The organism is Rhodococcus sp. NPDC059968 (assembly GCF_042738615.1).
GTDB lineage: Bacteria > Actinomycetota > Actinomycetes > Mycobacteriales > Mycobacteriaceae > Rhodococcus_F.
Genome location: NZ_JBHWUE010000065.1, coordinates 1 through 21,010, shown reverse-complemented (window position 1 = coordinate 21,010; position 21,010 = coordinate 1). Strand labels below are relative to the sequence as shown.

21 protein-coding genes and 2 pseudogenes are annotated in these 21,010 nt (G+C 66.0%); 13 read left to right on the top strand and 10 right to left on the bottom strand.

Annotation, left to right across the window (positions count from 1 at the left end; all coding sequences use genetic code 11):
• Nucleotides 1–179: 179 nt before the first annotated feature.
• The 6 genes and pseudogenes from ACFWAY_RS36880 to ACFWAY_RS36855 all read left to right on the top strand — a co-directional run.
• Nucleotides 180–1,196, top strand: a complete 1,017-nt coding sequence (locus ACFWAY_RS36880) for a dihydrodipicolinate synthase family protein (RefSeq protein ID WP_378514002.1) — start codon at nt 180–182, stop codon at nt 1,194–1,196.
• Nucleotides 1,197–1,262: 66 nt separating this feature from the next.
• Nucleotides 1,263–2,708 (top strand): NAD-dependent succinate-semialdehyde dehydrogenase, encoded by a 1,446-nt coding sequence (locus ACFWAY_RS36875; protein WP_378514001.1) that lies wholly within the window; start codon nt 1,263–1,265, stop codon nt 2,706–2,708.
• Between the two features lie 39 nt (nt 2,709–2,747).
• The gene (locus ACFWAY_RS36870; RefSeq protein ID WP_378514000.1) at nt 2,748–3,680 is read left to right on the top strand and encodes a VOC family protein; all 933 of its coding nucleotides are present in this window, start codon (nt 2,748–2,750) and stop codon (nt 3,678–3,680) included.
• A 214-nt stretch (nt 3,681–3,894) separates the two neighbouring features.
• On the top strand, nt 3,895–4,161 hold the full coding sequence (locus tag ACFWAY_RS36865; RefSeq protein WP_378513999.1) for a DUF2218 domain-containing protein: 267 nt from the start codon (nt 3,895–3,897) through the stop codon (nt 4,159–4,161).
• Nucleotides 4,162–4,280: 119 nt separating this feature from the next.
• On the top strand, nt 4,281–4,538 hold the full coding sequence (locus ACFWAY_RS36860) for a hypothetical protein (RefSeq protein WP_378513998.1): 258 nt from the start codon (nt 4,281–4,283) through the stop codon (nt 4,536–4,538).
• Between the two features lie 98 nt (nt 4,539–4,636).
• Nucleotides 4,637–6,028 (top strand): annotated as a pseudogene (locus ACFWAY_RS36855) (ATP-binding protein); the annotation flags it as partial.
• Nucleotides 6,029–6,650: 622 nt separating this feature from the next.
• Here ACFWAY_RS36855 and ACFWAY_RS36850 read toward each other — a convergent pair.
• From ACFWAY_RS36850 to ACFWAY_RS36825, 6 genes are all read right to left on the bottom strand, one after another.
• The gene (locus ACFWAY_RS36850; protein WP_378513997.1) at nt 6,651–7,823 is read right to left on the bottom strand and encodes a cation:proton antiporter; all 1,173 of its coding nucleotides are present in this window, start codon (nt 7,821–7,823) and stop codon (nt 6,651–6,653) included.
• Nucleotides 7,824–7,832: 9 nt separating this feature from the next.
• Nucleotides 7,833–8,219 carry a hypothetical protein gene (locus tag ACFWAY_RS36845; protein WP_378513996.1) on the bottom strand — a complete coding sequence of 129 codons (387 nt, stop codon included), beginning with the start codon at nt 8,217–8,219 and terminating at the stop codon, nt 7,833–7,835.
• 154 nt (nt 8,220–8,373) lie between these two features.
• The gene (locus ACFWAY_RS36840; RefSeq protein WP_378513995.1) at nt 8,374–9,240 is read right to left on the bottom strand and encodes a cyclopropane mycolic acid synthase family methyltransferase; all 867 of its coding nucleotides are present in this window, start codon (nt 9,238–9,240) and stop codon (nt 8,374–8,376) included.
• Between the two features lie 140 nt (nt 9,241–9,380).
• Nucleotides 9,381–10,031, bottom strand: a complete 651-nt coding sequence (locus ACFWAY_RS36835) for a pyridoxamine 5'-phosphate oxidase family protein (RefSeq protein WP_378513994.1) — start codon at nt 10,029–10,031, stop codon at nt 9,381–9,383.
• 453 nt (nt 10,032–10,484) lie between these two features.
• Nucleotides 10,485–11,018: a HAMP domain-containing protein gene (locus ACFWAY_RS36830; protein ID WP_378513993.1), complete on the bottom strand. Its 534-nt coding sequence runs from the start codon at nt 11,016–11,018 to the stop codon at nt 10,485–10,487.
• Nucleotides 11,012–11,479, bottom strand: coding sequence for a hypothetical protein (locus tag ACFWAY_RS36825; protein ID WP_378513992.1), 468 nt, complete (start codon nt 11,477–11,479; stop codon nt 11,012–11,014). The genes ACFWAY_RS36830 and ACFWAY_RS36825 overlap by 7 nt, the downstream gene beginning before the upstream one ends.
• Nucleotides 11,480–11,895: 416 nt before the next feature.
• Here ACFWAY_RS36825 and ACFWAY_RS36820 point away from each other — a divergent pair, with 416 nt between their 5' ends.
• Nucleotides 11,896–12,156 carry a three-helix bundle dimerization domain-containing protein gene (locus ACFWAY_RS36820; protein WP_378513991.1) on the top strand — a complete coding sequence of 87 codons (261 nt, stop codon included), beginning with the start codon at nt 11,896–11,898 and terminating at the stop codon, nt 12,154–12,156.
• Nucleotides 12,157–12,331: 175 nt separating this feature from the next.
• Here ACFWAY_RS36820 and ACFWAY_RS36815 read toward each other — a convergent pair whose 3' ends face one another.
• Both ACFWAY_RS36815 and ACFWAY_RS36810 read right to left on the bottom strand, forming a co-directional pair.
• On the bottom strand, nt 12,332–13,273 hold the full coding sequence (locus ACFWAY_RS36815; protein ID WP_378513990.1) for a hypothetical protein: 942 nt from the start codon (nt 13,271–13,273) through the stop codon (nt 12,332–12,334).
• 1 nt (nt 13,274) lies between these two features.
• Nucleotides 13,275–13,895: a TetR family transcriptional regulator gene (locus tag ACFWAY_RS36810; RefSeq protein WP_378513989.1), complete on the bottom strand. Its 621-nt coding sequence runs from the start codon at nt 13,893–13,895 to the stop codon at nt 13,275–13,277.
• Nucleotides 13,896–14,278: 383 nt separating this feature from the next.
• Between ACFWAY_RS36810 and ACFWAY_RS36805 the strand changes: the two genes are divergently transcribed.
• Both ACFWAY_RS36805 and ACFWAY_RS36800 read left to right on the top strand, forming a co-directional pair.
• Nucleotides 14,279–14,809 (top strand): pyridoxamine 5'-phosphate oxidase family protein, encoded by a 531-nt coding sequence (locus tag ACFWAY_RS36805; protein ID WP_378513988.1) that lies wholly within the window; start codon nt 14,279–14,281, stop codon nt 14,807–14,809.
• A gap of 176 nt (nt 14,810–14,985) precedes the next feature.
• Nucleotides 14,986–15,623, top strand: a pseudogene (locus ACFWAY_RS36800) (site-specific integrase); the annotation flags it as partial.
• Nucleotides 15,624–15,876: 253 nt separating this feature from the next.
• Here the strand turns inward: ACFWAY_RS36800 and ACFWAY_RS36795 are convergent.
• Complete coding sequence (locus ACFWAY_RS36795; protein ID WP_378513987.1) at nt 15,877–16,413, bottom strand: universal stress protein; 537 nt, start codon at nt 16,411–16,413, stop codon at nt 15,877–15,879.
• 685 nt (nt 16,414–17,098) lie between these two features.
• On the opposite strand from ACFWAY_RS36795, the gene ACFWAY_RS36790 reads away from it, so the two are divergent.
• Nucleotides 17,099–17,281: a hypothetical protein gene (locus ACFWAY_RS36790; RefSeq protein ID WP_378513986.1), complete on the top strand. Its 183-nt coding sequence runs from the start codon at nt 17,099–17,101 to the stop codon at nt 17,279–17,281.
• A 412-nt stretch (nt 17,282–17,693) separates the two neighbouring features.
• Here the strand turns inward: ACFWAY_RS36790 and ACFWAY_RS36785 are convergent, their stop codons facing one another.
• Entirely contained in the window at nt 17,694–18,950 is a 1,257-nt protein-coding gene (locus ACFWAY_RS36785; RefSeq protein WP_378513985.1) for a hypothetical protein, read from the bottom strand.
• A gap of 266 nt (nt 18,951–19,216) precedes the next feature.
• On the opposite strand from ACFWAY_RS36785, the gene ACFWAY_RS36780 reads away from it, so the two are divergent.
• Genes ACFWAY_RS36780 through ACFWAY_RS36770 form a run of 3 tightly spaced genes read left to right on the top strand, consistent with a single transcriptional unit; the run spans nt 19,217 to nt 20,918 of the window.
• On the top strand, nt 19,217–19,804 hold the full coding sequence (locus tag ACFWAY_RS36780) for a hypothetical protein (RefSeq protein ID WP_378513984.1): 588 nt from the start codon (nt 19,217–19,219) through the stop codon (nt 19,802–19,804).
• Nucleotides 19,792–20,475, top strand: coding sequence for an ABC transporter ATP-binding protein (locus ACFWAY_RS36775; RefSeq protein WP_378514033.1), 684 nt, complete (start codon nt 19,792–19,794; stop codon nt 20,473–20,475). The genes ACFWAY_RS36780 and ACFWAY_RS36775 overlap by 13 nt, the downstream gene beginning before the upstream one ends.
• Entirely contained in the window at nt 20,475–20,918 is a 444-nt protein-coding gene (locus tag ACFWAY_RS36770) for an ATP-binding cassette domain-containing protein (protein ID WP_378513983.1), read from the top strand. The genes ACFWAY_RS36775 and ACFWAY_RS36770 overlap by 1 nt, the downstream gene beginning before the upstream one ends.
• Nucleotides 20,919–21,010: the final 92 nt, after the last annotated feature.

Here is a 21,010-nt window from a genome sequence, read left to right as displayed (position 1 = left end):
GGTCGGTGTTACCGTCGCCATATCCACTAATCGGGTCCAATATCCACTTATTGGACATCGATGGAGGGTGAGACATCTTCTGCCTGCCGCATTCGCGCCCGGACGATCGGGGCGGTTTCAGGGCAATTGCCAGCTCCAGCCGCGCAGGAATTCGTTGCCCCCACGAACGAAGGACATCCATGAGCTACTCCCGAACCGACGCGCGCTCCTGGGCCCGCGCGAACATGAAGGGCATCTGCGGATGCTTGCTGCCCACCTTCACCGGTGATCTGAAGGGAATCAACGAGCGCGCCATCCGGCACGACATCGCACGGGAGAAGGAGCTGGGTATCTCGGGGGCACTGCTGGTGGCCGAGTGCGGCACCACCTTCGACGAGTTGCTGCAGGTGACGGAAATCGCCGTCGACGAGGCTGCCGGCGGTCTCCAGACGGTGGTGCACGCGGTCCTGCCCACCCTCGAAGACAACATCGCCCTCGTGCGCGAGTCGGAGCGTCTGGGCGCGGACATCGTCCTGGTCTCCTACCCGCTCACTTTCTACCCGAAGTCCGAAGAAGAAGTCTTCGAGTACACCCGCGCGATCGCAGAGAGCACCAATCTGGGCATCATCGTGTTCGCGATGCACCTGTGGAACTTCCGCCGCTTCCACCCGAGCCACTTCTCCCCGGACCTGATCGGCCGGATGATCAACGAAATTCCGAACGTCGTCGCCGTCAAGACCGAGGTCGGCGGTCCCGGGGTCGGCGGCATCGCGCAGATCTTCGAGCGCTACCGCAACGACGTGATCGTGATGGACCCGATCGAGTCGAACTCGCCCGCCTGGCACGCCGCGTACGGCATGCAGTGGATGGGCACGTCGAACTACGAGGCCTACGGGCCGTGGGTCGCCCGCTACTTCGACCTGATGCGCGACGGCAAGTTCGAGGACGCGATGGAGATCTACTGGAAACTCCACCCGATCCGGGAATCCGATGCGGTGGTGGTCGGTCAGGCACTCGCAGGCACCGCGATGGTGCCGCGGTACCTGTGGAAGTACCAGGGGTGGCTCACAGGATTCAACGGTGGACCGCTGCGAGCGCCTCAGGCCCGCATCAACGACGGGCAGATGAAGCAGTTGCGGGCCGGGGCGGTCGCGGCCGGCCTCGACGTCACCACCTCGCTCGACGAGGAATTCCTGGTGGGCCGTAACCCGGCCTAACCCTCGTCGATCCATCCCACGACAGCCACCGGACTCTGGCCGGACTCAGAAAAGAAGGAACTTCTCATGTCGCTCAACTCCGCCACCCTGCCCCGGGAGTTGGTCATCGGCGCACACCCGATCGAACGCACCCGGGAGTCGATCGACGTCCTGAATCCGTCCACCGGTGCGCTGATCGCCACGGTCCCGGACGGCACCGTCGAGGACGGACTGGACGCGGTCGGCGCCGCGGCGGCCGCCCTGCCCACCTGGCGTGCCACCAGTCCGCGCGAACGCGCGGAGATCCTCCGCCGATGCTGGGAACTGATGACCGACCGCGCGGAGTCCATCGCCGAACTGATCTCCACCGAGAACGGGAAGACGCTCGCCGATTCGCGGGCCGAAACCGCATACGCCGCCGAATTTTTTCGGTGGTACTCCGAGGAAGCGGTCCGCGCGGTCGGTCAGCTCAGCACCTCCCCGAACGGCGCCAACCGCATACTCGTCGAGTACGAGCCGATCGGCGTAGCCGTGCTCGTCACCCCGTGGAACTTCCCGGCCGCGATGGCGACACGCAAGATCGCTCCCGCCCTCGCTGCCGGTTGCACCGTGGTACTCAAACCCGCGACCGAAACCCCACTCACCAGCCTGCTCATCGCCCAGATCTGCCGTGAAGCCGGCGTCCCGGACGGCGTAATCAACGTCGTGACCACCTCACGGGCCGGGCAGGTCGTCTCCGCCATGCTCCACGACTCACGCGTACGGGCGTTGTCGTTCACCGGCTCCACCGAAGTCGGCCGCACCCTGCTACGCGAGTCGTCGGATTCGATCCTCAAGACGGCAATGGAACTCGGGGGCAACGCGCCGTTCCTCATCCTCGAGGACGCCGACATCGACGAGGCGGTCGACGGACTGATGCTCGCGAAAATGCGCAATGGTGGCCAGGCGTGCACCGCGGCCAACCGCATCTACGTGCACCGGTCGCTCATCGACGAGGTGGCCGGTCGCCTCGGACAACGAATGGGCACACTGCGCGTCGGCGCCGGTACCAGCGAGCGTTCGGAGTGCGGACCACTGATCAACGACAAGGCCGTCGACAAGGTGGAGCAGCTCGTCGACGCCGCCGTCGCCGACGGTGCATCGGTGCTGACCGGCGGCCAGCGGCCGATCTCGAATGGCTCCTTCTACTCTCCCACCGTCCTGGTGGGTGTCGACCCGCAATCGGCGATCGTGCGCGAGGAGATCTTCGGACCGGTCGCATCGTTGATCGCCTTCGACACCGACGACGAGGCGGTCGCCGCGGCCAACGGCACCGACCTCGGGCTCGCGGCCTATGTCTACAGCGGCAATCTGCAGCGCGCCCTGTCCGTGGCGAGCCGGTTGGAAGCCGGCATGGTCGCCGTCAATCGTGGTTTGGTGTCCGACCCCGCGGCACCGTTCGGCGGCGTCAAGCAGAGCGGACTCGGCCGCGAGGGCGCGCACGAAGGCCTGCTCGAGTTCATGGAAGCGAAGTACATCGCCACCAACTGGTGACGACGCCGCTCATTTCCCAGTTCAGCTCCAGGAGAAGACATGTCCTTTCCCTCAGTCCATCCCATCATGCACGTCCGCTCGGTCACAATCGCCGTCGAAGAACTGACCACCGCATCGAACTTCTACCGCGACCTCTGGCAACTCGACCTCGTCACGAAAGATGACGGCAAGGCCTACTTCGGAACCGGATGCGCCGACAACTACGCCATCAAGCTCCGCGAAAACGATGTCGCCGGAATCGAACTGACCACGTTCAATGTGACCGACCGCGCCGGCGTCGACTTCCTCGCCAAGCGGGTCGCCGACAGCGGAGCCCAGATCATCCACGAACCCGGTGACCGCGGCGACTTCGGCGGCGGCTACTCATGCATCTTCTTCGACTGCGACGGGCGCGCCATCGAACTCGCCGCCGAGGTCGACCAGCGAATCTTCCGCGAAGTCGAAGCCGGCGAGTCTCGACCGAAGTTCATCAGCCACGTCGTGTTCAACACCGCAAACCTGCAGAAGACGATCAAATGGTACGGCGACGTCCTCGGCTTCAAGATCTCCGACTGGCTCCAGGACTTCTTCTGCTTCATGCGCACCGGGCGCTGGCACCACATCATCGCCTTCGCCCAGTCGAAGAACACCAGCCTGAACCACGTCTCGTTCGAACTGTACGGAATCGACGAGTTCATGCGCGGCACCGGCCGCATGATGCGGGCCGGACACCAGCCGCTGTGGGGCCCCGGCCGCCACGGCGCCGGTGACAACACCTACTCGTACTTCCAGGAGCCGTCGAGTGGCTTCGTCATGGAGTACACCACCGCCCTCCAGGTGATCGACGAAGAACACGGCTGGACGCCCAAGGTGTGGGGCACCACCTTGGAGGAGCAGGATCAGTGGGGTACCGCCAATGTGTTCGACGAGGTGATCCTCGCAAAGATGGCCCCCGCCGACGACCCCGTGCTGTGGACGCCGCCACAACTGTAGGAAACCCGCCTGGCCCTGCGGCTGCCAGAGGGCATGTATTCACTGGTAGATCTGCTGCAGCACTGCCGGGAACGCCCCTCATGACGTAGTGCCTGTGCCACGGATTCATCGCCTGGCACAGGCACCATTTCCATCCAGACCTACTTGCCGCCTAAGCCCGCATCCCTCGAAAAGGAAACCGACCATGGTTGGTCCCTGCACATCCCACGCCACAGTGGCGACTGAATCTGCCCTGCGCTACTCCAAACAGCTGGCCATGCACCTCGGGCACAGAGGCGAGTTCCATGCGGAAGTGCTCGGCCCCCGGATCGTGCTCTCCATGGGTAGTTGCCTGCTCATTCCGCATGAGGCCTCCCTCGAGCTCAGGGCCGAGGCAGAGACCGCCGAACAACTTCAGCAGCTCGAGCAGGTGGTGGGATCCCACCTCGAGCGCTTCGGCCGACGTGACGATCTCACCGTCCAGTGGCACCCGGTGGAATAGGGAAGCCGAGACCGGTCGGTGCCGCTCGTATCGCCTCCCGAACCTCACCATCGAATCTCCTTGCAGCAAGCACCGGAAACATCCCGGCCAAGAAATCAGATCGAAGAGAGAGCTCGACCATGTCACCGCAATCCCGAAACGACGACATTCTCGACTTTGCGATTCTCTGGTTGCCGCTCGGCGGTCCGACATCCGCCACGATCTGGTCCATGTTCCGCATGTCAGCCTTCGAATACCGACTCAGCCTCGCCGACGCCCTGCGGTTCCACCAGGACCGGCTCACCGATGGCCGCAGAAACCTAGATCGGGTGTATGGAGCATCGATACTCTCGCAACTTGCCGACGATCTGACGAACTCCACCCGGCGCGCGGCCTGAACGCTGAGCACCGATCCAGCGAACTTTCGCGAACCGTACCGCGCCGATCTGCGGGGTACCGTGGTCGCAGGGGTACGTGAGATGAAAGTGACGGTTTCATGCCTTCCGGCGGCAAGGCGAACGTGGGAAACCTTCCCCACGAACTGACGAGTTTCGTCGGCCGACGCCACGAAATCGCCGAGGTCCGCCGACTGCTCTCCGTGTCGCGGCTCGTGACGTTGACCGGTATCGGAGGCGTGGGAAAGACCAGGCTCGCATTGCGGGTCGCCGCCGACTCCCATCGCGCGTTCGACGACGGTGTGTGGTCGGTCGGGTTGGGCGAATTGCACGACCCAGACGCGGTCGTCGACGCCGTGTCATCGGCACTGAAATTGCGCGAGGGTCGGGAGACCGCACCCGAGGCACTGCTCGTCGAGTACCTCGCGGCGCGGAAACTGCTGCTCGTATTGGACAATTGCGAGCACGTTGTCGAACCTGTCGCTGACCTCGCCGGAACCCTGCTCCGCGCCTGCCCGGAACTTCGGATTCTTGCGACCAGCCGGGAACCTCTCGGCATCGGGGGAGAAGCCACGCTTCGGGTGCCGCCCCTGACGATGCCGCAACCGAACCAACAGTCGGCGGTCAGTGGGGGGCTCAGCCACTACGAGGCGGTGATCCTGTTCGCCGAACGCGCGGCCGCAGTGGTCCCCGGCTTCACCGTCACCGAGAACAATCAGGATGTAGTCACGACGATCTGCCGACGCCTCGACGGCCTGCCGCTCGCGATCGAACTGGCGGCTGTGCGGCTGCGATCGATGTCAGTAGAGCAGATACTGCAACGGCTCACCGACCGCTATGGCCTGTTGACGTCGGGCGGTCGCGGGGCGCCGGCTCGGCAGCAAACTCTGCAGTGGTGCATCGACTGGAGCCACGAGTTGTGTACTCGGGCCGAACGGGCGATGTGGGGGAAGCTGGCTATATTCTCGGGCAGCTTCGAACTCGACGCCGTCGAAGCCATCTGTACCGACACCGCAGCGGGGGACCAGGTTGTGGATGTGGCGGGTTCGCTGATCGACAAATCGATCCTGATCCGGGAAGAGATCGGCGGAGCGGTGCGGTACCGGATGCTAGAGACGCTGCGCGACTACGGGACGGAACGGTTGCAGGAGACTGGCGAGTTCGGATCGCTTTTGCGGCGACACCGGAACTGGTACGAGCACGTGGTGCTGCGGGCGGAAGTCGACTGGATCAGTTCAAAGCAGGAGACTTGGATCGCGCGTCTCGACGCCGAACAACCCAACATCCTTGCATCGCTACAGTTCTGCCTGACCAGCCCAAGAGAGGCGGATGCGGGACTTCGCATGGCAGCGGCGTTGTACCCGTACTGGCTGGTGCGGGGCAGGCTCCGTGAGGGGATGCGGTGGCTCGCGCAACTTCTCGCCATTCAGGACCGCGAACCCAGCATGGAACGGATCAAGGCGTTGCATGCGCTGAGCGTGCTGTCCGGGATTGCGGCATGGATCATCGAGCAGAGACAGGGGCAGCAGTCCTGATCGGACCGCCCTGTGGCATCGGGGATGGCGGGTCCCAGGTCGACTGCATCTATCCGATTGGGGGGCGCATGGATTGGTTCGTCCATTCATGCGTCTGAATCGACCATCCAGTAATTGTTTACCTGGAGAATGTGCACTCGGCTTCTGAAACTGACACCTCCACCCGATCGGCAGCTGGATGAGGGTGTCTGATCGAGCGTTTCAAAATCGGTCGTTATCTTCAGTCGCTGTGGCGGTGGCACCACTGAGCTGGACTTCTGCGTCTTGGATTGTGTCCACAACGGGTCCAGGCCGGCGAGTCGTGTGGGGCTTGTCCGGGCTGCGCACATGGCGAGCCACTCGCGAGCGCTGGGACCGCACTGCGAACTGTGCTGTTAGCCAGATTGATCCGTCTCTGCCGATGGCCTGTCAATTCTGACATTAGGCAGTAGCAGTGGCATCGGCCGCCGCGTCTGCGTCGTGGATCTCGGTGAAAGTGACCTGTCCACCACGCAGTATCCACCCTTGGATCGCCCCGTCGTCTACATGAAAGACGGCCGGGGACGGACTGAAGATATCGACCGTTTTCGGACCGTGGTGATCACCGGCGCTCTGGTCCTTGGCCCGGTTTCGCAGCGGAGGGCGAAGCGAAACCTTGGCGTGCCGCCATTGCGCCCGCGAATGTGGTGCTGCCGATGGTGACGAGGGCACCGAGGATCAGCGCCGAGGGTTCACCGGGCTGCAGGATATGCGATTGCTCTCCGATGGTCGCCGCCGCGACCGGGACACCCAGCTGAGCCGAGGCCAATGCGGCAAGGGCCAGTGGCTGCCCGAGAAGCCGTATCGCGCAGTGAACGGTAACCGCTGCGAGTCCGAGCGCGACGCCGAGCAGGATCAGCGAAGGGTGCGCGCGGAGGTCTCGCAGGTTCAGCGAGGCGCCCAGCCACACGAAGAACAGGGGACCGAGGAACCCTTCGGTGATCGAGAACAGCTGCTTGGCCAGGCGCCGCGGTTCGCCCACGCCCGCGACGGCCAGCCCGAGCGCGAAACCGGCGAGCATGATCGATACGTGGGTGTGAACGGCCAGCGCCGCGAGGGCGAACAGCACGCCGAGGTTGATCCGCAGCTCCAGCGCGAAGCGGCGGTCCTTCGATTCCTGGTGCAGACTGTGCAGCCAGCCGCGGCCGTCTGCATACTTCAGGAACGTGTAGAACAGTGCCGCCGACGCGGCCACGGCGGCAGCACCTATCGCGGCGCGGGGGGCCTGGGCGGGGTTGATCACGAGTGGAAGAGCGATGATGCACGCGGTGTCTGCGACCGCGACCTGGGCCATGGTCTGCACTACCGGGGTGCCCTCGAGCCGCAACGAGTCGATCAGCGGAAGTACCAGGGCGGCCGACGACGACGCGATGAGGACCGCGTACAGGGCCGCATGGCCGGTGCCGAATGCCCGGGCGATCCCGAACCCGGCTGCCGCCGCGAGGACCCCGACGATGGCAGCCCGCGCGGTGCCCTGTGCGAGAGCCGGCCGGATGGTGGCATCGCGGACGGGTACATGGGTGCCGGCAACGAACATGATCAGCGCGAATCCGATGTCCGCGAGAAAGGTGAAGGTGGGATCTTCTGGGTGGATCAATCGGACACCCGTCGTGCCCAGAAGAATCCCTACGAGCAACTCACCGAGCATCACCGGCAGGTGCCACTCCCGACGAACCGCGAGTAAGGGCCCGGCCAGGGCGGCTGCCGAGATCAGGGCGAGGATCTCGAACGACATCGGTGGACCTCAGCTCGTCGGCGGCAAGCTCGTCAGCCGGCACGGAATCTGCGTGTTCTCATCGGTGTGATAGCTCGCGCACACGCGGTGATAACCATCTGCCACTTCGAGTGCGGTGCCTGCCGCCAGATCGCCACGCACGAGCAGGATGGGTGAAAGGGGTGTGCCGTCTTCGATCTTCCGCAGGTCGGCGGCCACATGCGCGTTGTCCGGAGGCAGCAACCGCAGCCGCGAGGCGCGCAGGATGTCCTTGGCCTTGTGGAGTGTGACCGGAGCCGTCCTCAAACCCGCGACGATACGTTCGACGGTATCCCGGGAGGTGAGCAGATCCAGGTACGCGGCAGCCGCCGGGTAATCGTGTTCCTCGGGCGCCTCGCGCCACCGCACTTTCGGCATGCGGAGATTGTCCCTCACCGGGGCGCCGATCCCAGCGATTCGCGAGCGCGTGGACGACGAAACGGCGGATGAATCACACGCGAGTTGTCCGTCGCTTCGGTGAATATCCACAGGTCGGCTCGCTCAGAATCCGACAAATTGGGTGAGTACCAGCTCAACCATGTTTGACCAGGGTGAACTGCATGACGTCGACGCGTCCGCTGCGGAACTGGTCGGCGCAGCCGGTCAGGTATTTCATGTACCGCTGATAGATCTCTTCCGAGGCGATCTTCACGGCGTCGTCGTGGCGGGCGGTGAGCGCGGCTGCCCACCGGTCCAACGTGCGCGCGTAGTGCAACTGCAGCGGCTGAATCTGGTCGACACCGAACCCCGCCCGTTCCGCCGGGGCGGTCACCCAGTCCGGTTCGGGCAGTTGACCACCCCGAAAGATCTCTCGAACGATAAAGACGGCAAAGCGCACGTAGGCCTCGGTGATGGGGATGCCCATCTTCTCCAGGGTGCCGCGCTGGTAGGCGATGATCGAGTGCAGCAACATCCGTCCATCCGCGGGCAACAGGTCCCGGCACTTGTTGAAGAACGCTTCATAGCGGTGGCGGCGGAAGTGCTCGAAGGCACCAATGCTGACGATGCGGTCCACCGGCTCGTCGAACTCCTCCCAGCCCTGCAGGCGGACCTGGGCGGTCCGCGTCCCCGGCAGACCTGACAGGAGTTCGGTGACGTGCCGGTATTGGTTGTCGCTGAGGGTGAGGCCGATGACGTTGACATCGTATTTTTCGTGGGCGCGGAGCATGGTCGAGCCCCAGCCGCAGCCGATGTCGAGCAGCGTCATGCCCGGCTGCAGGTCGCATTTGCCGAGCGAGAGGTCGATCTTGGCCCGCTGCGCTTGTTCGAGCGTCGTGTCCTCGCGCGGGAAGTAGGCGCAGCTGTAGGTCATGCTCGGATCGAGGAACAGCCGAAAGAAGTCGTCGGACAGGTCGTAGTGGGACTGCACCTGCGTGAAGAAGGGCTTGAATTGCGACATTCCAGCTCCTGACCGCAACCCGTCGGGAAAACTCGTCGGCCGACTCACCGTCGAACGCCGCGCACCCGCGCCTGCATGAAGCTCACCTCATGCCCCACGACCGGCAAGGCGAGTGGCAGCGACGAGCTCTTCGACCCTCTCTATGGATGATCCTTGCGCTCGGCGGCGACCCCGAAATAGTCACCGCCCTTGCGTCGTTGGTCGTCGGTGCCCCAATCGCGGTCGCGGGAGACGGGCACCATCTGCGGTATGTGCTTGCGGCAATGGATATATGCCTCGTCGACCTGCACCAGAACCCACCGCTCGGCGGCGCGATCGCGCACCCGCTCGAGCGGCAGACCCGGCTGTGTGCGGCGCAGTTCGTCGTCGGCGACGATGCGCGCCGTTCCGTTGACGTGCAGGCCGATCAGGTCGTCGGCGAAGTCGGCCATGAACAATCCGATGTGCGGGTTCTCGACGATATTGCCCAGGCTGGCCATCACCCCGTTGCCCCGGTATTCGGGGTATCCGATCAGGTTGGGGGAGAAGACATGGATGAAGCCGGGCGGTCCCGCCCGCAGCGAGACGTCACACGAACCGTCTGCTGCCGCAGTCCCGATGAAGAGCAGTTCCATCCTGTCGATGAACTCGATCATCGCCGGATGCAGAACCCGGCACATTTGGTGGGCATAGAACCGCTCCGCGCGGCACTCGGTTCCCAGCTCCTCCTGCATGACCTGTTCGCCACGGGTCCCTCGCGCCGGGGTGTCGACCTCGGCGCCCTCGAGCACGGTGTGATCGGCGCCGGACATCTGCGTCTCCCTGATCTGTCGAGAAACGTGTTGCTGTGTAACCGCCGTATCAGCATCGCGCCGGGCGCCCGGCGCGAACAGCCACCCCAGGGGTGAAAACGCCTCACCAAGGTGTGAAAAGTTCGCCCCCGGCGATGTCCTCGACCGCCGATGGGCGGCACGCCCGGTGCGGGGGTACCGGGACGCTCTCCGTCAACGGTGAACCGGTCGCCGCCCACTTCTGAAACTGACAGGGCTACGCCCAACCGATCAGTGGTTTCTTGATCGCATCTCGCTGGCGTGTTGACCAGGGTGTTTCCGCCCGATTCGATCGACGAGGTGCTGGTCGGGTGTGACCGGGTCAGACCGGTCTTGGCGGTGATCTCGGCGATGAGGTGCCACCCTCGCACGACCGGGTGAGGGAGGCGAGTGCGCCAACAGACGTTGGCGGTGACGGAATTGCCGACCAGCTGGTCAGATGCCGCAACTGGCTGTGGCGTCAATATATGCCGGCGGCTTCGGTGGGGGTGGTGCGGTCCCGCGGGCAAGATCGCTCGCGCGGGCCCGGTCCACCAGCTCGCCGACACTTCGGGAGAGTTGTCCGATCTGCTCTATGACGTCCGACGACAGTGCCTGGCGTTCGCTGTCACTGAGCGTCGGCACTGCGCTGTCGCTGGCCATGATCAGCAGTTCGAGGTTGGTGCGCAGCGCGGTCAGCGGGGTGAACAGGTCGCGGCCGGCGTCGACGATCAAGGCCCGCTGATGGTCACGGGAGCGGGTCAACGCCTTGAGCATCACGTTGAAACTTCGGGTGAACTGGGCGAGTTCGTCGTCACCGTGCACGGGTATGGGCTGGAGTTCCTGGGTGCGGGTGATCCGTTCGGTGGCGAGCACGAGCCGTCGCACCGGCCGCAACCCGGTGCTGATCGCGGCCGAAGCCGCAAACACGGACAGGACGATGATCAGGGCGCCGAGCGAGGACAGCGCGAGCAGGAGCTTGTTCAGCATCTGCATATACTCGGTTGCAGGGACTCGGCGACGACCAGGGTCTCCCCGTTGGGCAGCTTCCGGGCAAGCACCTGGTAGCCCGCGAGTTCGCGGCTGGTGCCGGATCCGCGGCCCTGCGCCACCGCCATCTCCGGGCCGGTACGCAACGCGTCCCGGTCGTCGAAGGGAGCGTCGCGGGCGCCGACGGTGATGACATCCCCGGCCGCGGTGATCAACGCGACCTCGAGCGTTTGTGATCCCCCGAGCCCGAAGAACGCCAGCGGGGCACCCGAGGCCGCGCTGGCGGCGAGGACATCGACCTTGGCGCTGAGCCGGTCGTTGACCTGCGCGCGCAGGGACTGCTCGGTCACGAAGTAGATCGCTACGACGGACACGAAGACCGCGGCCGCGGCCAGCGTCGCGGTCAGCAGGTTCACCCGGGCCCGCAGGGACACACCGGGCTTCTCGATTCCCATGATCATCGGGAAGCGCCCCGAATGCGAGCGGGTTCGACCGTATGCGACTGGCGGTCCAACATCGGCCGAGTATGCGGCAACGGTCTGAGATGCCCCTGAGAAGGCCGATGCCGGCAAGGTCAGTCAACGACCGGCGGCGGGAATGTTGCCCTCGGGCACGGGGATTACTCGGCAGATCGGGTTGGCCGAGACCGAATGTGCCGGTGCTCTCCGGGTCGACGACGACGTCGGCGGCGCCGCGGGCGGGTGCGCTGCCGTGCGAGGCCACTCCGATGCCGACGCCAGCGACACATCGTGCAGCCCGCCGGTCAACACGTCAACCCGGCGACCCAGACACTCGGCGCTGACCGAGCCCGCGTTCCACCCGGAGGGCGGTGAGAAAGGCCCCTCCACACGGAGTGCGGAGGAGGACAATTCTGGTCATGGACGTCACCGAAAGGCAGCATGTCGACGCGGTGCGCACACTACTGGTCCGGCGGTATCAGTTCGTCGATCCGCACCTGGTCGCCGAGATGGTCGACACCGCTCATCACCGGTTCGACGGATGCCGGATCCGGGACTTCGTCCCACTGCTGGTCGAACGGGCCGCCATCAGGTCTCTCGACGCCGCCCTCGCGGCTGGGGCGGCAACACCCGCCACCGTGCCCGCGACGGTCCCGGCCGAGCATCACCACCTGCTCTAGGTGGATCCGGTCGACGGTCATGAGCGGCCGGCCGGCCGGAGTCGCCCGGACCTCGCTCTGCAGTCACGAGAAGCGCCGGCACAGATCGGTGTCAGGGGCTTCGCACCTTTCCGGGCACGCTACGCAAATGTAGGTGTTGACCGTTGGCGCAGTCGGCGGCGGGTGCCGGGTCGTTTCAGCCGCGGCGGTGCCTGACCGCCATCGCGTGAAACACTTTCTTCGGTTCCCAACGGGTCTCGTCGAGCATGCGGACCACGCCGTAGGAGCCGAGATCCGAGGCTCCGAGCCTGCGGTAACCGGCGAAGGTGAACCAGAGTGCGGTGTCCACCCCTTCCTCTTCGAAGATGTCCAGCAGCTCGGTGAGGTAGCGAATCTGCTCGTCCTCGTCCGGCACCGCGTCGCGGGGCACCTGCCAGGCCGTACCGCCGCGCTCGCCCGCGCCCCGGTAGGCGCAGGTTCCGTACTCGGTCACCGCGACGGGCTTGCCGTGTGCGAGGTGTTCCCGCAGTTCGGACCGGAAGGTGTTGGCGTTGTAGGCGGCGCGGTAGGCATCGATGCCGACGAGGTCGAACGGACGCCAGTCCACGAACTCCCAGGGGGCCGAGGCGTAGGTGATGCGCCCGCCGAAGTGCACGCGCACCGTCTCGGCGGCGTGCGCGAGGAAGTCGTTGAGACGTTCCTGCACCGGGCCGAGGCCGTTCCACCACTGCATGTCGGCCTCGGCCATGGCCCGCAGGCGGTCGCCGTAGGTGTCACCCGGGATGAAGCCGCCGCAGAACGCACTCATCTCACAGCCCGCGACGAACACCACGTCGGCACCGCTTCGTCGTACGGCTTCGGCCCGGCGGGCACACTCGGCGAAGAACGGCAGCAGCAAGTGGGTGGGAAGGTCGACGGGGAACGGGGCGAACCACACCTCGAGGCCGGCGGCCGCCGCACAGCGGGCGGCGATGCTCAGCCGTTCGGGATCACCGCCGGAGACGCGTACGGCATCGCAGTGCAGCTCGTCGGATATCACCGCCATGTCATGCTGGACCGCTTCGTGGGTGAAGGTCGTGCGGGAGAGGTCCTGTCCCGGGAGGAACCCGGTGTCGTAGTTGATGCCCCGTGCGCGCACGTCACTGCCCCTTCGGGTGATGCTTCAGGTGACCGACGCCGTGCTCGAGCAGGGCGAAGGCGAGCTCGGTGTCCTCGGCCAGGGCGCGGATCGACTCCTGTGATGATGCGCCGCCGGCCAGGAGGTGGAAGAAGGACTCCCGGAGGGTGAGCATGGTCGCAGCGATTTGCGCCGCCACCAGTGTGGCCGCCGTCTGCCCGTACTCCTGCGCCAGCACGTCGGCGAGGGCCCGGCGTTGCTGGTAGAGCAGGGCGTTCGCGGCTCCGCTGAGCGCCGGGCTGTCGAAGATCACGCGCATCTGGGCGAGCACGTCGCCCCGGTCCGTCGCGGCCATCTGCCCGGCCGCGAACGCCTCGTAGTGGGCCCGCAGCGCCTCGAGCGGGGAGTGCCCTGCCGGCCGCCGGGCGACGATCTCGGCCAGGTTCTCCTGTCCCACACCCTGCAGCGCGAGCGACTCCTTGCTGGGGAAGTAGGTGAAGAGGGTGGCCTTGGCGACTTCGGCGGCCTCGGCGATGTCACTGACCGTCACGGCATCGAAGCCGCGCTCGGCGAACAACTGCAATGCCACAGCGGTGATCCGCTGCCTCGTCTGTTCCTTCTTGCGCTCGCGAAGCCCTGCCATGCGGAAATAATAACCAGACTCAGTCCAGAATTGAACCGGGTATGGAAATGGGACAATCACCACCGTGGTGAGATGCGATCCGGAGCGCAGGACGAAGCGCCTTGTACGAGGCGAATGTTTCCTTTCGAGCGTCCGCACTGACTCACTGTCCTCGATGTCGTCCTGTAGCCCGATCGTTGACCGGCGAGGGTCGGTGAAGGTCGTACTTGGACGTTTCGAACCGTCGGCCAGCTGACCCCGGATGAGTTCCGGCGCCCCGCAGGACGGACGAAAATCCCTGACACAGGATGTCAGGGTCTTGGTGCGAGCATGGTTCCACCGTTCGGCGCCGATCGCGGACGTGGACCGGCCCCAGGATCGACCAACCACAGACAAGGACCTCCATGCGCGAAACGTCAGAAGAGCTCACAGAACTCCAGGCCCTCCTCGACGCCTCCCTGTCCCGCTCCACCACCCATCTGCGTTCGATCATCAACACCGAGCGCACACTGACCGCAGAGCAGCTCACCGAGGTGATCACCGGCATGTGCACCCTCGCCCTGTCCACCGTCACAGCCAAGGGCGAACCGCGGATCAGCGGTGTGGACGGGCATTTCCTGCACGGAAAGTGGCACTTCGGCACGGCGCGGGGGGCGGCCAAGGCCCACCACCTCGCCGCCCGGCCCGCCGTCAGCGTCGCGCACATGCGCGGGGAGGACCTGGGCGTGTTCACGCACGGCACGGTGGAGATCCTCAACCCGCAGGACGGCGAACCGGCCGCAGACTGGCCGGACCTGCTCGCCTACTTCAAGACCTTTTACGGCGAAGACTCGTTCGACTGGGACAACGACGTGGTCTACTACCGGCTGCATCCGCACTGGACCACCGTCTACGCCGCCGACATCGCAAAGCTCGCTGCGCAGTCCCGGTCCTGATTGAGCACCGAACGCATCGGGACCGGCCCTCATGTCCCGGTCCTGAGCACGCATCCAGTGGTCCCGAGTGACACGAATCCTCGAAAGTGACACGCGAGTGACATGAAATTTGGAAGGTGACACCGCGTTGCGGAACCTACATCGAGGTTCTGCGGGCCGTCGGGGCTCCTCCGCTCCGTGTCACGGCAATTTTGTTGATGGGCTTCGCGGGGGCGTTCCGGCGCAGCGAACTCGTCGCCCTCACCTGCGGGGACGTGACCGTGCAGCGGCTCGATGGGGTGCACGTGCGGTTGCGGCGGTCGAAGACCGACCAGGAAGGCGTCGGAACGGTGCGGGCGTTGCCGTTCACCACTAGCCATCGCAGTTGCCCGCCGTGTGCGTATGTGCGGTGGGCGCAGGTCGTCGTCGCGTACGATGTCGCCGGCCGTCCCGGGGCGATCCGGTTGCTGCGCACCGCCCTACCGTTCGAGGGCCATGTTTGCCGATCTGCGTTGCCGCGCATGCGGGCCCGGGCACCGTTGTTCCGGGCGATCGCCAAGAACGGCAACCTCTCCGGCACCGGGTTGTCGGGGGCGTCGGTGCATGCGGCGATCCGCCGCCGCATGCCCAGGCCGCCGGCTACGACGAGAACGCGGTCGCGCAGCTCGGTGCGCACTCGCTGCGGGCGGGGTTCGTCACCCAAGCGTTCCGCAATGGCGCCGACGCGCACGCGATCATGAGGCAGACCGGGCACACCACTCCGGCGATGGTGGAGCTCTACGCCCGCGAACACGCCCCACTCGTGGGGATCGCCGTCACCGAGATCGGCCTCTGAGCACGTACGTCGACGCTGCCACTGTCACCCAATCGGTGGGTGACAGCTCGGAGCTGGTGGTGCCGCGCCGGTATCGACACGACTGGGCACTGTTCGCCGACTGGTGCGAGGCCGCTGATCGTGCCGAACGCGACCACGAACCGCCACGCAACCATCGGCGGGCGCGCCTACCCGGTTCCGTCCCCGCCGGGACCGGGCGGGACCGGAGCGGTCCTCCGCGGTGCGGAGGTCCCCTCGGTGGGGTCGGGCGGCGTCACCGATGCTCCTGGCGGGGGACGGGGACCAGCAGGACCGGGCGGCGGGCGTGGTGGACCAGCGTCGAGGACACCGATTCGCCAATGAACCGTTCCATCAGCGACATCACCCCGCCGCGGGAGGTGCCGATGATGATCATCAGGGCCTCGTTCGCCTCGGCGATCGTGGTCAGCAGCTGCGCCGGGTTCCCCTCCCTCGAGTAGTACGCCCAGTTCCCGGGCAGTGTGGCCAGCATGGTGCAGGCCTCGGTCCGCTCCTGCTCGACGGCGTCGGCGAAGCGCTGTTCCCAGTCGTCGCGGTCAGGTTCGATGGGCATGTCGTCGATGTCGACGATGTGCGCGACGTGCAGAAACGCTTCGAGTCGGCCGGCGAGATCCATGGCGTAGGTCAGGGCGGCGTGGCTGGCCGGATGCCGGTCGAAGCCGACCACCAGATGGCACACCGCCGGAATGGGGGCAGCGGGGCCGTCGACGCGCAGCGGGGTGCGCCAGTCCCGCAGCGTCTCCCGCGTCGGGTGGTTGTCGTTGTCGGTCATGGTCGTCTCCTCACACCCCGGCAGCCAGGGCGAGATCGGCACCGCCGGCGGCGACGCGGTCACCGTCAGGAAGGTGACCGCGTTGACGACGCCTGCGGCGTATTTCTGCCGTTGGATCAGCCGCAGGTCTCGACACTCGCGGTGCTGAAGGTGGTGTACCCGCCGCAGAACCCGACACCCACGATCAACTGGATTTCCCGCGGAACACCATGGAAGAGGATCGGCCGGGTGACGTAACTGGGGGCCGCGCACGGGATCGGAGCGGCTCCTGCTCGTCGAGATGAGTGACCGCGAGGCTCTCGACTCACTGGAAGGGAGGCGGGACAGTCGGTAGTGGACGCGCAGGAGCACCATCGGGACGGCGCCGAGTGTCGCGTGGCGAATCGTAGACCGGCACGGGCACGCGGACGAGGCGGAATGGGAAGGTGGTGCATCGGCATGTGCTCGGTGGTCACCGCGCCGGGGCGGGTTGGCATCGGCATTGGATGGACCCGGTGATGTCGAGTTTCCGGCCTCTCGGGTGGAGGTGGTGGTGTACCGCGTCGAGTTCGTCGATGTGCTGAGAGTTATGGGGATCGTAAACGGTGTTGCGCATGAGCAGGCCGACGCTCGTCCTGCACGCTCGCGTCGGCGGACACTGGATCTTGACATAATCGCGAGGCTTCACTCTTGCAAAGGAGCACCGATGACTGATACCGCCGTCGACGCCGTAGCATCCCTCCAGGTGACCGAGTACTGGGTGGTCGAAGTGGACCGCCACGATGGGGCGTGTTGCACATTCGGACCGTTCTCCGCCGAGGCGGCCTGGGCCAGAATGGAACACCGGACCGCGCCCACCCGGTTCGCCGCCGTAGTAGGGAAACGATGAGGATCAAGAGCGGCGCCGTGGGCATCATCCGTCTCCCGGACGACACGGACAGGAGAGAACGCATCCGGGGGCGGGGCGGGTCAAGGAAAGTGACGTTGTGTCGCGTGGTCCTGGTCGTCGTGGCAGCGCTGGCAATGTTGCTCGCATATGTAGTATTTGCGATGTCCTGGGCCGCGTACCGACGCTGAAATCGTCCTTCTATCGCCCCAGAATTCGAACGGCTGTCAGCGAAAACGGGCATTCACGCCGCCGCCGGCGGACGATGGTGTCGGCGGGTGCGCACAAAGCATGAGTGACCATGGACATCGAGACCCTGCGAAGTCTGAGTGCGAATTTCGGGTGCCGGAGCTCGCTTCGCTATGTCCGTGCGTGACGACAGCCGCGACCTACGTGCATACGTTTGGCGGATGTCTCACTGAAGTTCGGTCAACAGTGCGGTGAGAGTCTGGTTCTCGGCCGTGGGGTCGGGTGTGCTCGCCCGCAGCGCCTTGAGGACGCTGTCGATCCGCCCGTCGAGGACGGTCCAGGCGGTGGCGTCCAGGGGGCGTAGGGTTGCCTCGTCGTCGTCCCACGCGGTTTCGAGGTCCGTGATCCGGGCGGTCGCGCCGGTCTGGTCGCCGGCCTGCACTTTCGCGACCGTGTCCTCGGCGATGGTGCGGAATGTCGCGATCTCTGCCGGCGGAAAATGTGCTGTCAGCTGCCCGGGGGTGAGTGTCGCGGTGACGGGCTCGGTGCCGGTTTCCTCCTCGCTCGCCGTGGTTGCGTGCGGCTGCCCGGCGGCCCAGATGAGCAGGGCGCCGGTGGCGACGGCAACGACGGCGTAGTACCCGAGCATGAGCCGCTCGCGGCCCGGTGTGGTGGTCACGGTCGCGGTGAAAGTCCGTTCGTGCTCTTCGATGACGTCGCTGCGGGTGAGCGTGAGGTACACGACCGTGGCGAGGATCGCGAGAAGGAAGACCACGCTGGTCAGGGCGGTACCCCAACCGAGTCCGTGATCGGTCGACGGGGACGCGAGCCAGTCGCCGAGGTTCGCACCCAGCGGGCGAGTCAGGATGTACGCCAGCCAGAAGGAGAGCACGGCGTTCGCGCCGAGTCGCCAGCCGATCGCGATCAAGACGATCAACCCGGCCGGCAGGAGCACCGAGGTGCCGGGTCCCCAGCCGGTGAGCTCGAGTACCCAGTCACCGATTGCTGTGCCCAGGGCGAAGGTGACCAGTACTGCGAGCCAATAGAACACCTCTCGCGGCGTCGTGACGATGCTGTGGATCGACAGTGTCCGCTCGCGGGCGAACCACACACCGAAGACGACGGCCAGGACCGCCGCGAAGACGCTCGTGCTCACCGCGAGTGGGACGCCCAGGTTATCGGTGAGGATGTCGGTGTAGAGGGTGCCGGTCACGCTGAGCACGACGACCGCCAGCCAGTAGACGAACGGCACGTAGCGGTTCAGGCGCAACTGCCATCCCAGGACCGCGGCCAGTATTACCGTGAAGATGAGCGCGGTGATGTTCAGGCCGAGACCCAAGGTCATGTTGATCCAGTCGGCGAAGCTCTCACCCACGGTCGTACACAGGATCTTGATGATCCAGAACCACACCGTGATCTCGGGGACCTTGCTCAGCATCACACGCCGGGTCGTGGCGGAAGCAGACTTCGTTGACTCGGTCATGACCCTGACCGTAGGGGGATCTTGCTGAGGGCACGCTGAGAGGCGGTGACGGCGACCGGACGAAAGCGGGAGACGAAAGCGGGACGAGCACGGCAAGGCCGTCGTGCTGTCGGCGCACGTTGAAATGCCCGACACATCGCGCCTGCGGGCCCCACAGCTGCTCAGCCTGCTGCCACTGGGTGGGGACGTAGGTGGATGGTTCTCAGCGTGTCCACAGCATCGTCCGCGCACCCTGATGGTGGATGCACCGCAGATGGGAGGCATCGATGAGCAGTGCACGAGATCGTTGCGTGGCCACGCTGCCGATGGGTGCCGCCCTGTTTGTTGTCACGGCGACCCTGGTGACCGGCTGCTCGGGTGCGGGCCCGACCACTCCCGGACCGGATGTGGCCGCGCCGGGCGACATTCCGGACGATCAGGCCTTTGTCGAGGTGACCCCGTTTCCCGGGTTCGCGGTCAAGGTGCCCGAGGGGTGGGAGATGACGGCGGCGGGGCCGGCGGTGACGTTCACCGACAAATTGAACGCGATTACCGTCGATTCAGGGTTCGCGGCGACGGCCCCGTCCGAGACCGCGGTGCACCAGGACGTCGATCAGCAGTTCGCTTCTGCCGCCGGATATGTGGCGGGCACCGTGACGTCGGTGACCCGGCCGGCCGGCACTGCGGTGGAGGCGACCTACCGGATCGCCGGGCCGACCAATCCCGTCTCGGGGAAGTCCGTCACGGATGAGGTGGAGCGGTACGAGTTCTTCCGCGACGGCCAGCTGGTGACCTTGACGTTGTCGGCTCCGGTCGGGGCGGACAACGTTGATCCGTGGCGCACGGTCACCGATTCCTTCCGGTGGACCTCGTGACCGCCGACCCCGGGGTTGGGGTGATCACCGCCGTGGAGCTCTACCGGTTCTACCGCGCCGCCGGCGAGGAGACGCTGGCGTTGCGCGGAGTGTCGCTGGGGGTTGGCGGGGGTGAGATGGTCGCCGTCGCGGGCCCCTCGGGATCTGGTAAGTCCACGCTGCTGGCGTGTCTGGCGGGTCTGGACGAGCCCGACGGCGGCATGGTGCGCGTGCACGGGCAAGCGCTCAGCCATCGACCCGAGACTGTCCGCGCCCGACTCCGCGCCGACCATATCGGGGTGCTGTTTCAGCAGGACAACCTGTTCGAGCACCTGACTGTAGCCCAGAACGTGCACCTGATACGCCGACTGGTTGCTCCTGTCCGCCGGGTGCCGGTGCCTGATCTTCTGTCGCGGCTCGGGCTCGCTGAGGTGGCCGATTCGTATCCGTCCTCGCTGTCCGGTGGCGAGACGGCCCGGGCCGGGCTGGCGGTCGCCCTGGCGAACAATCCCGCTGTGGTCCTCGCCGACGAACCGACCGGGGAGCTCGATCCCGCAACCGAACACGAGGTGCTCGAACTCCTGCGGGCACGGTGCCGGGACGGGGCGGCGGTGCTGGTCGCCAGTCACAGCCCGGCGGTGCGGGCGAGGGCGGACCGGGTGATCGAACTGGTCGACGGCCGGGTGCTGTGATGAGCACCCTCCCGGGGAGTGCCGCAGCCGGGCCGTTGCTGCGGTGCCGGGATCTGAGCAGGGTCTTCGGGTCCGGCCGCACCGCGCGGATGGCGGTCGACTCCGTGAGCGCCGACATCGACCGCGGTGCCCGCATCGCCCTGACCGGCCCGTCCGGCTCGGGGAAATCGTCCCTGATCCACCTGTTCGCGGCCCTCGACGCCCCCAGCGCGGGGCACATTTCCTGGCCGGGGCTGGGCGCCGATCCCCGCCGCGACCGCACCCGCATCGGGGTGGTCTTTCAGGCCCCGAGCCTGATTCCGGCCCTCGATGTCACAGAAAACGTGGCGCTCCCTCAGGTTTTGGCCGGCCGCTCGGACACCGCGGCTCGGGCGAGGGCGAGGACCGCGCTGGCTCGGCTGGGGCTCGAACCGCTGGCCGGGCGGCTTCCGGAGGAACTGTGAATCGTCCCGGGTTTGATGCGCACCTTCTTTCTTGGGAAGGTAATCCTTATGCCGAATGTCTATCCAGCCGAGGTGCGAGAGAAGGCCGTGCG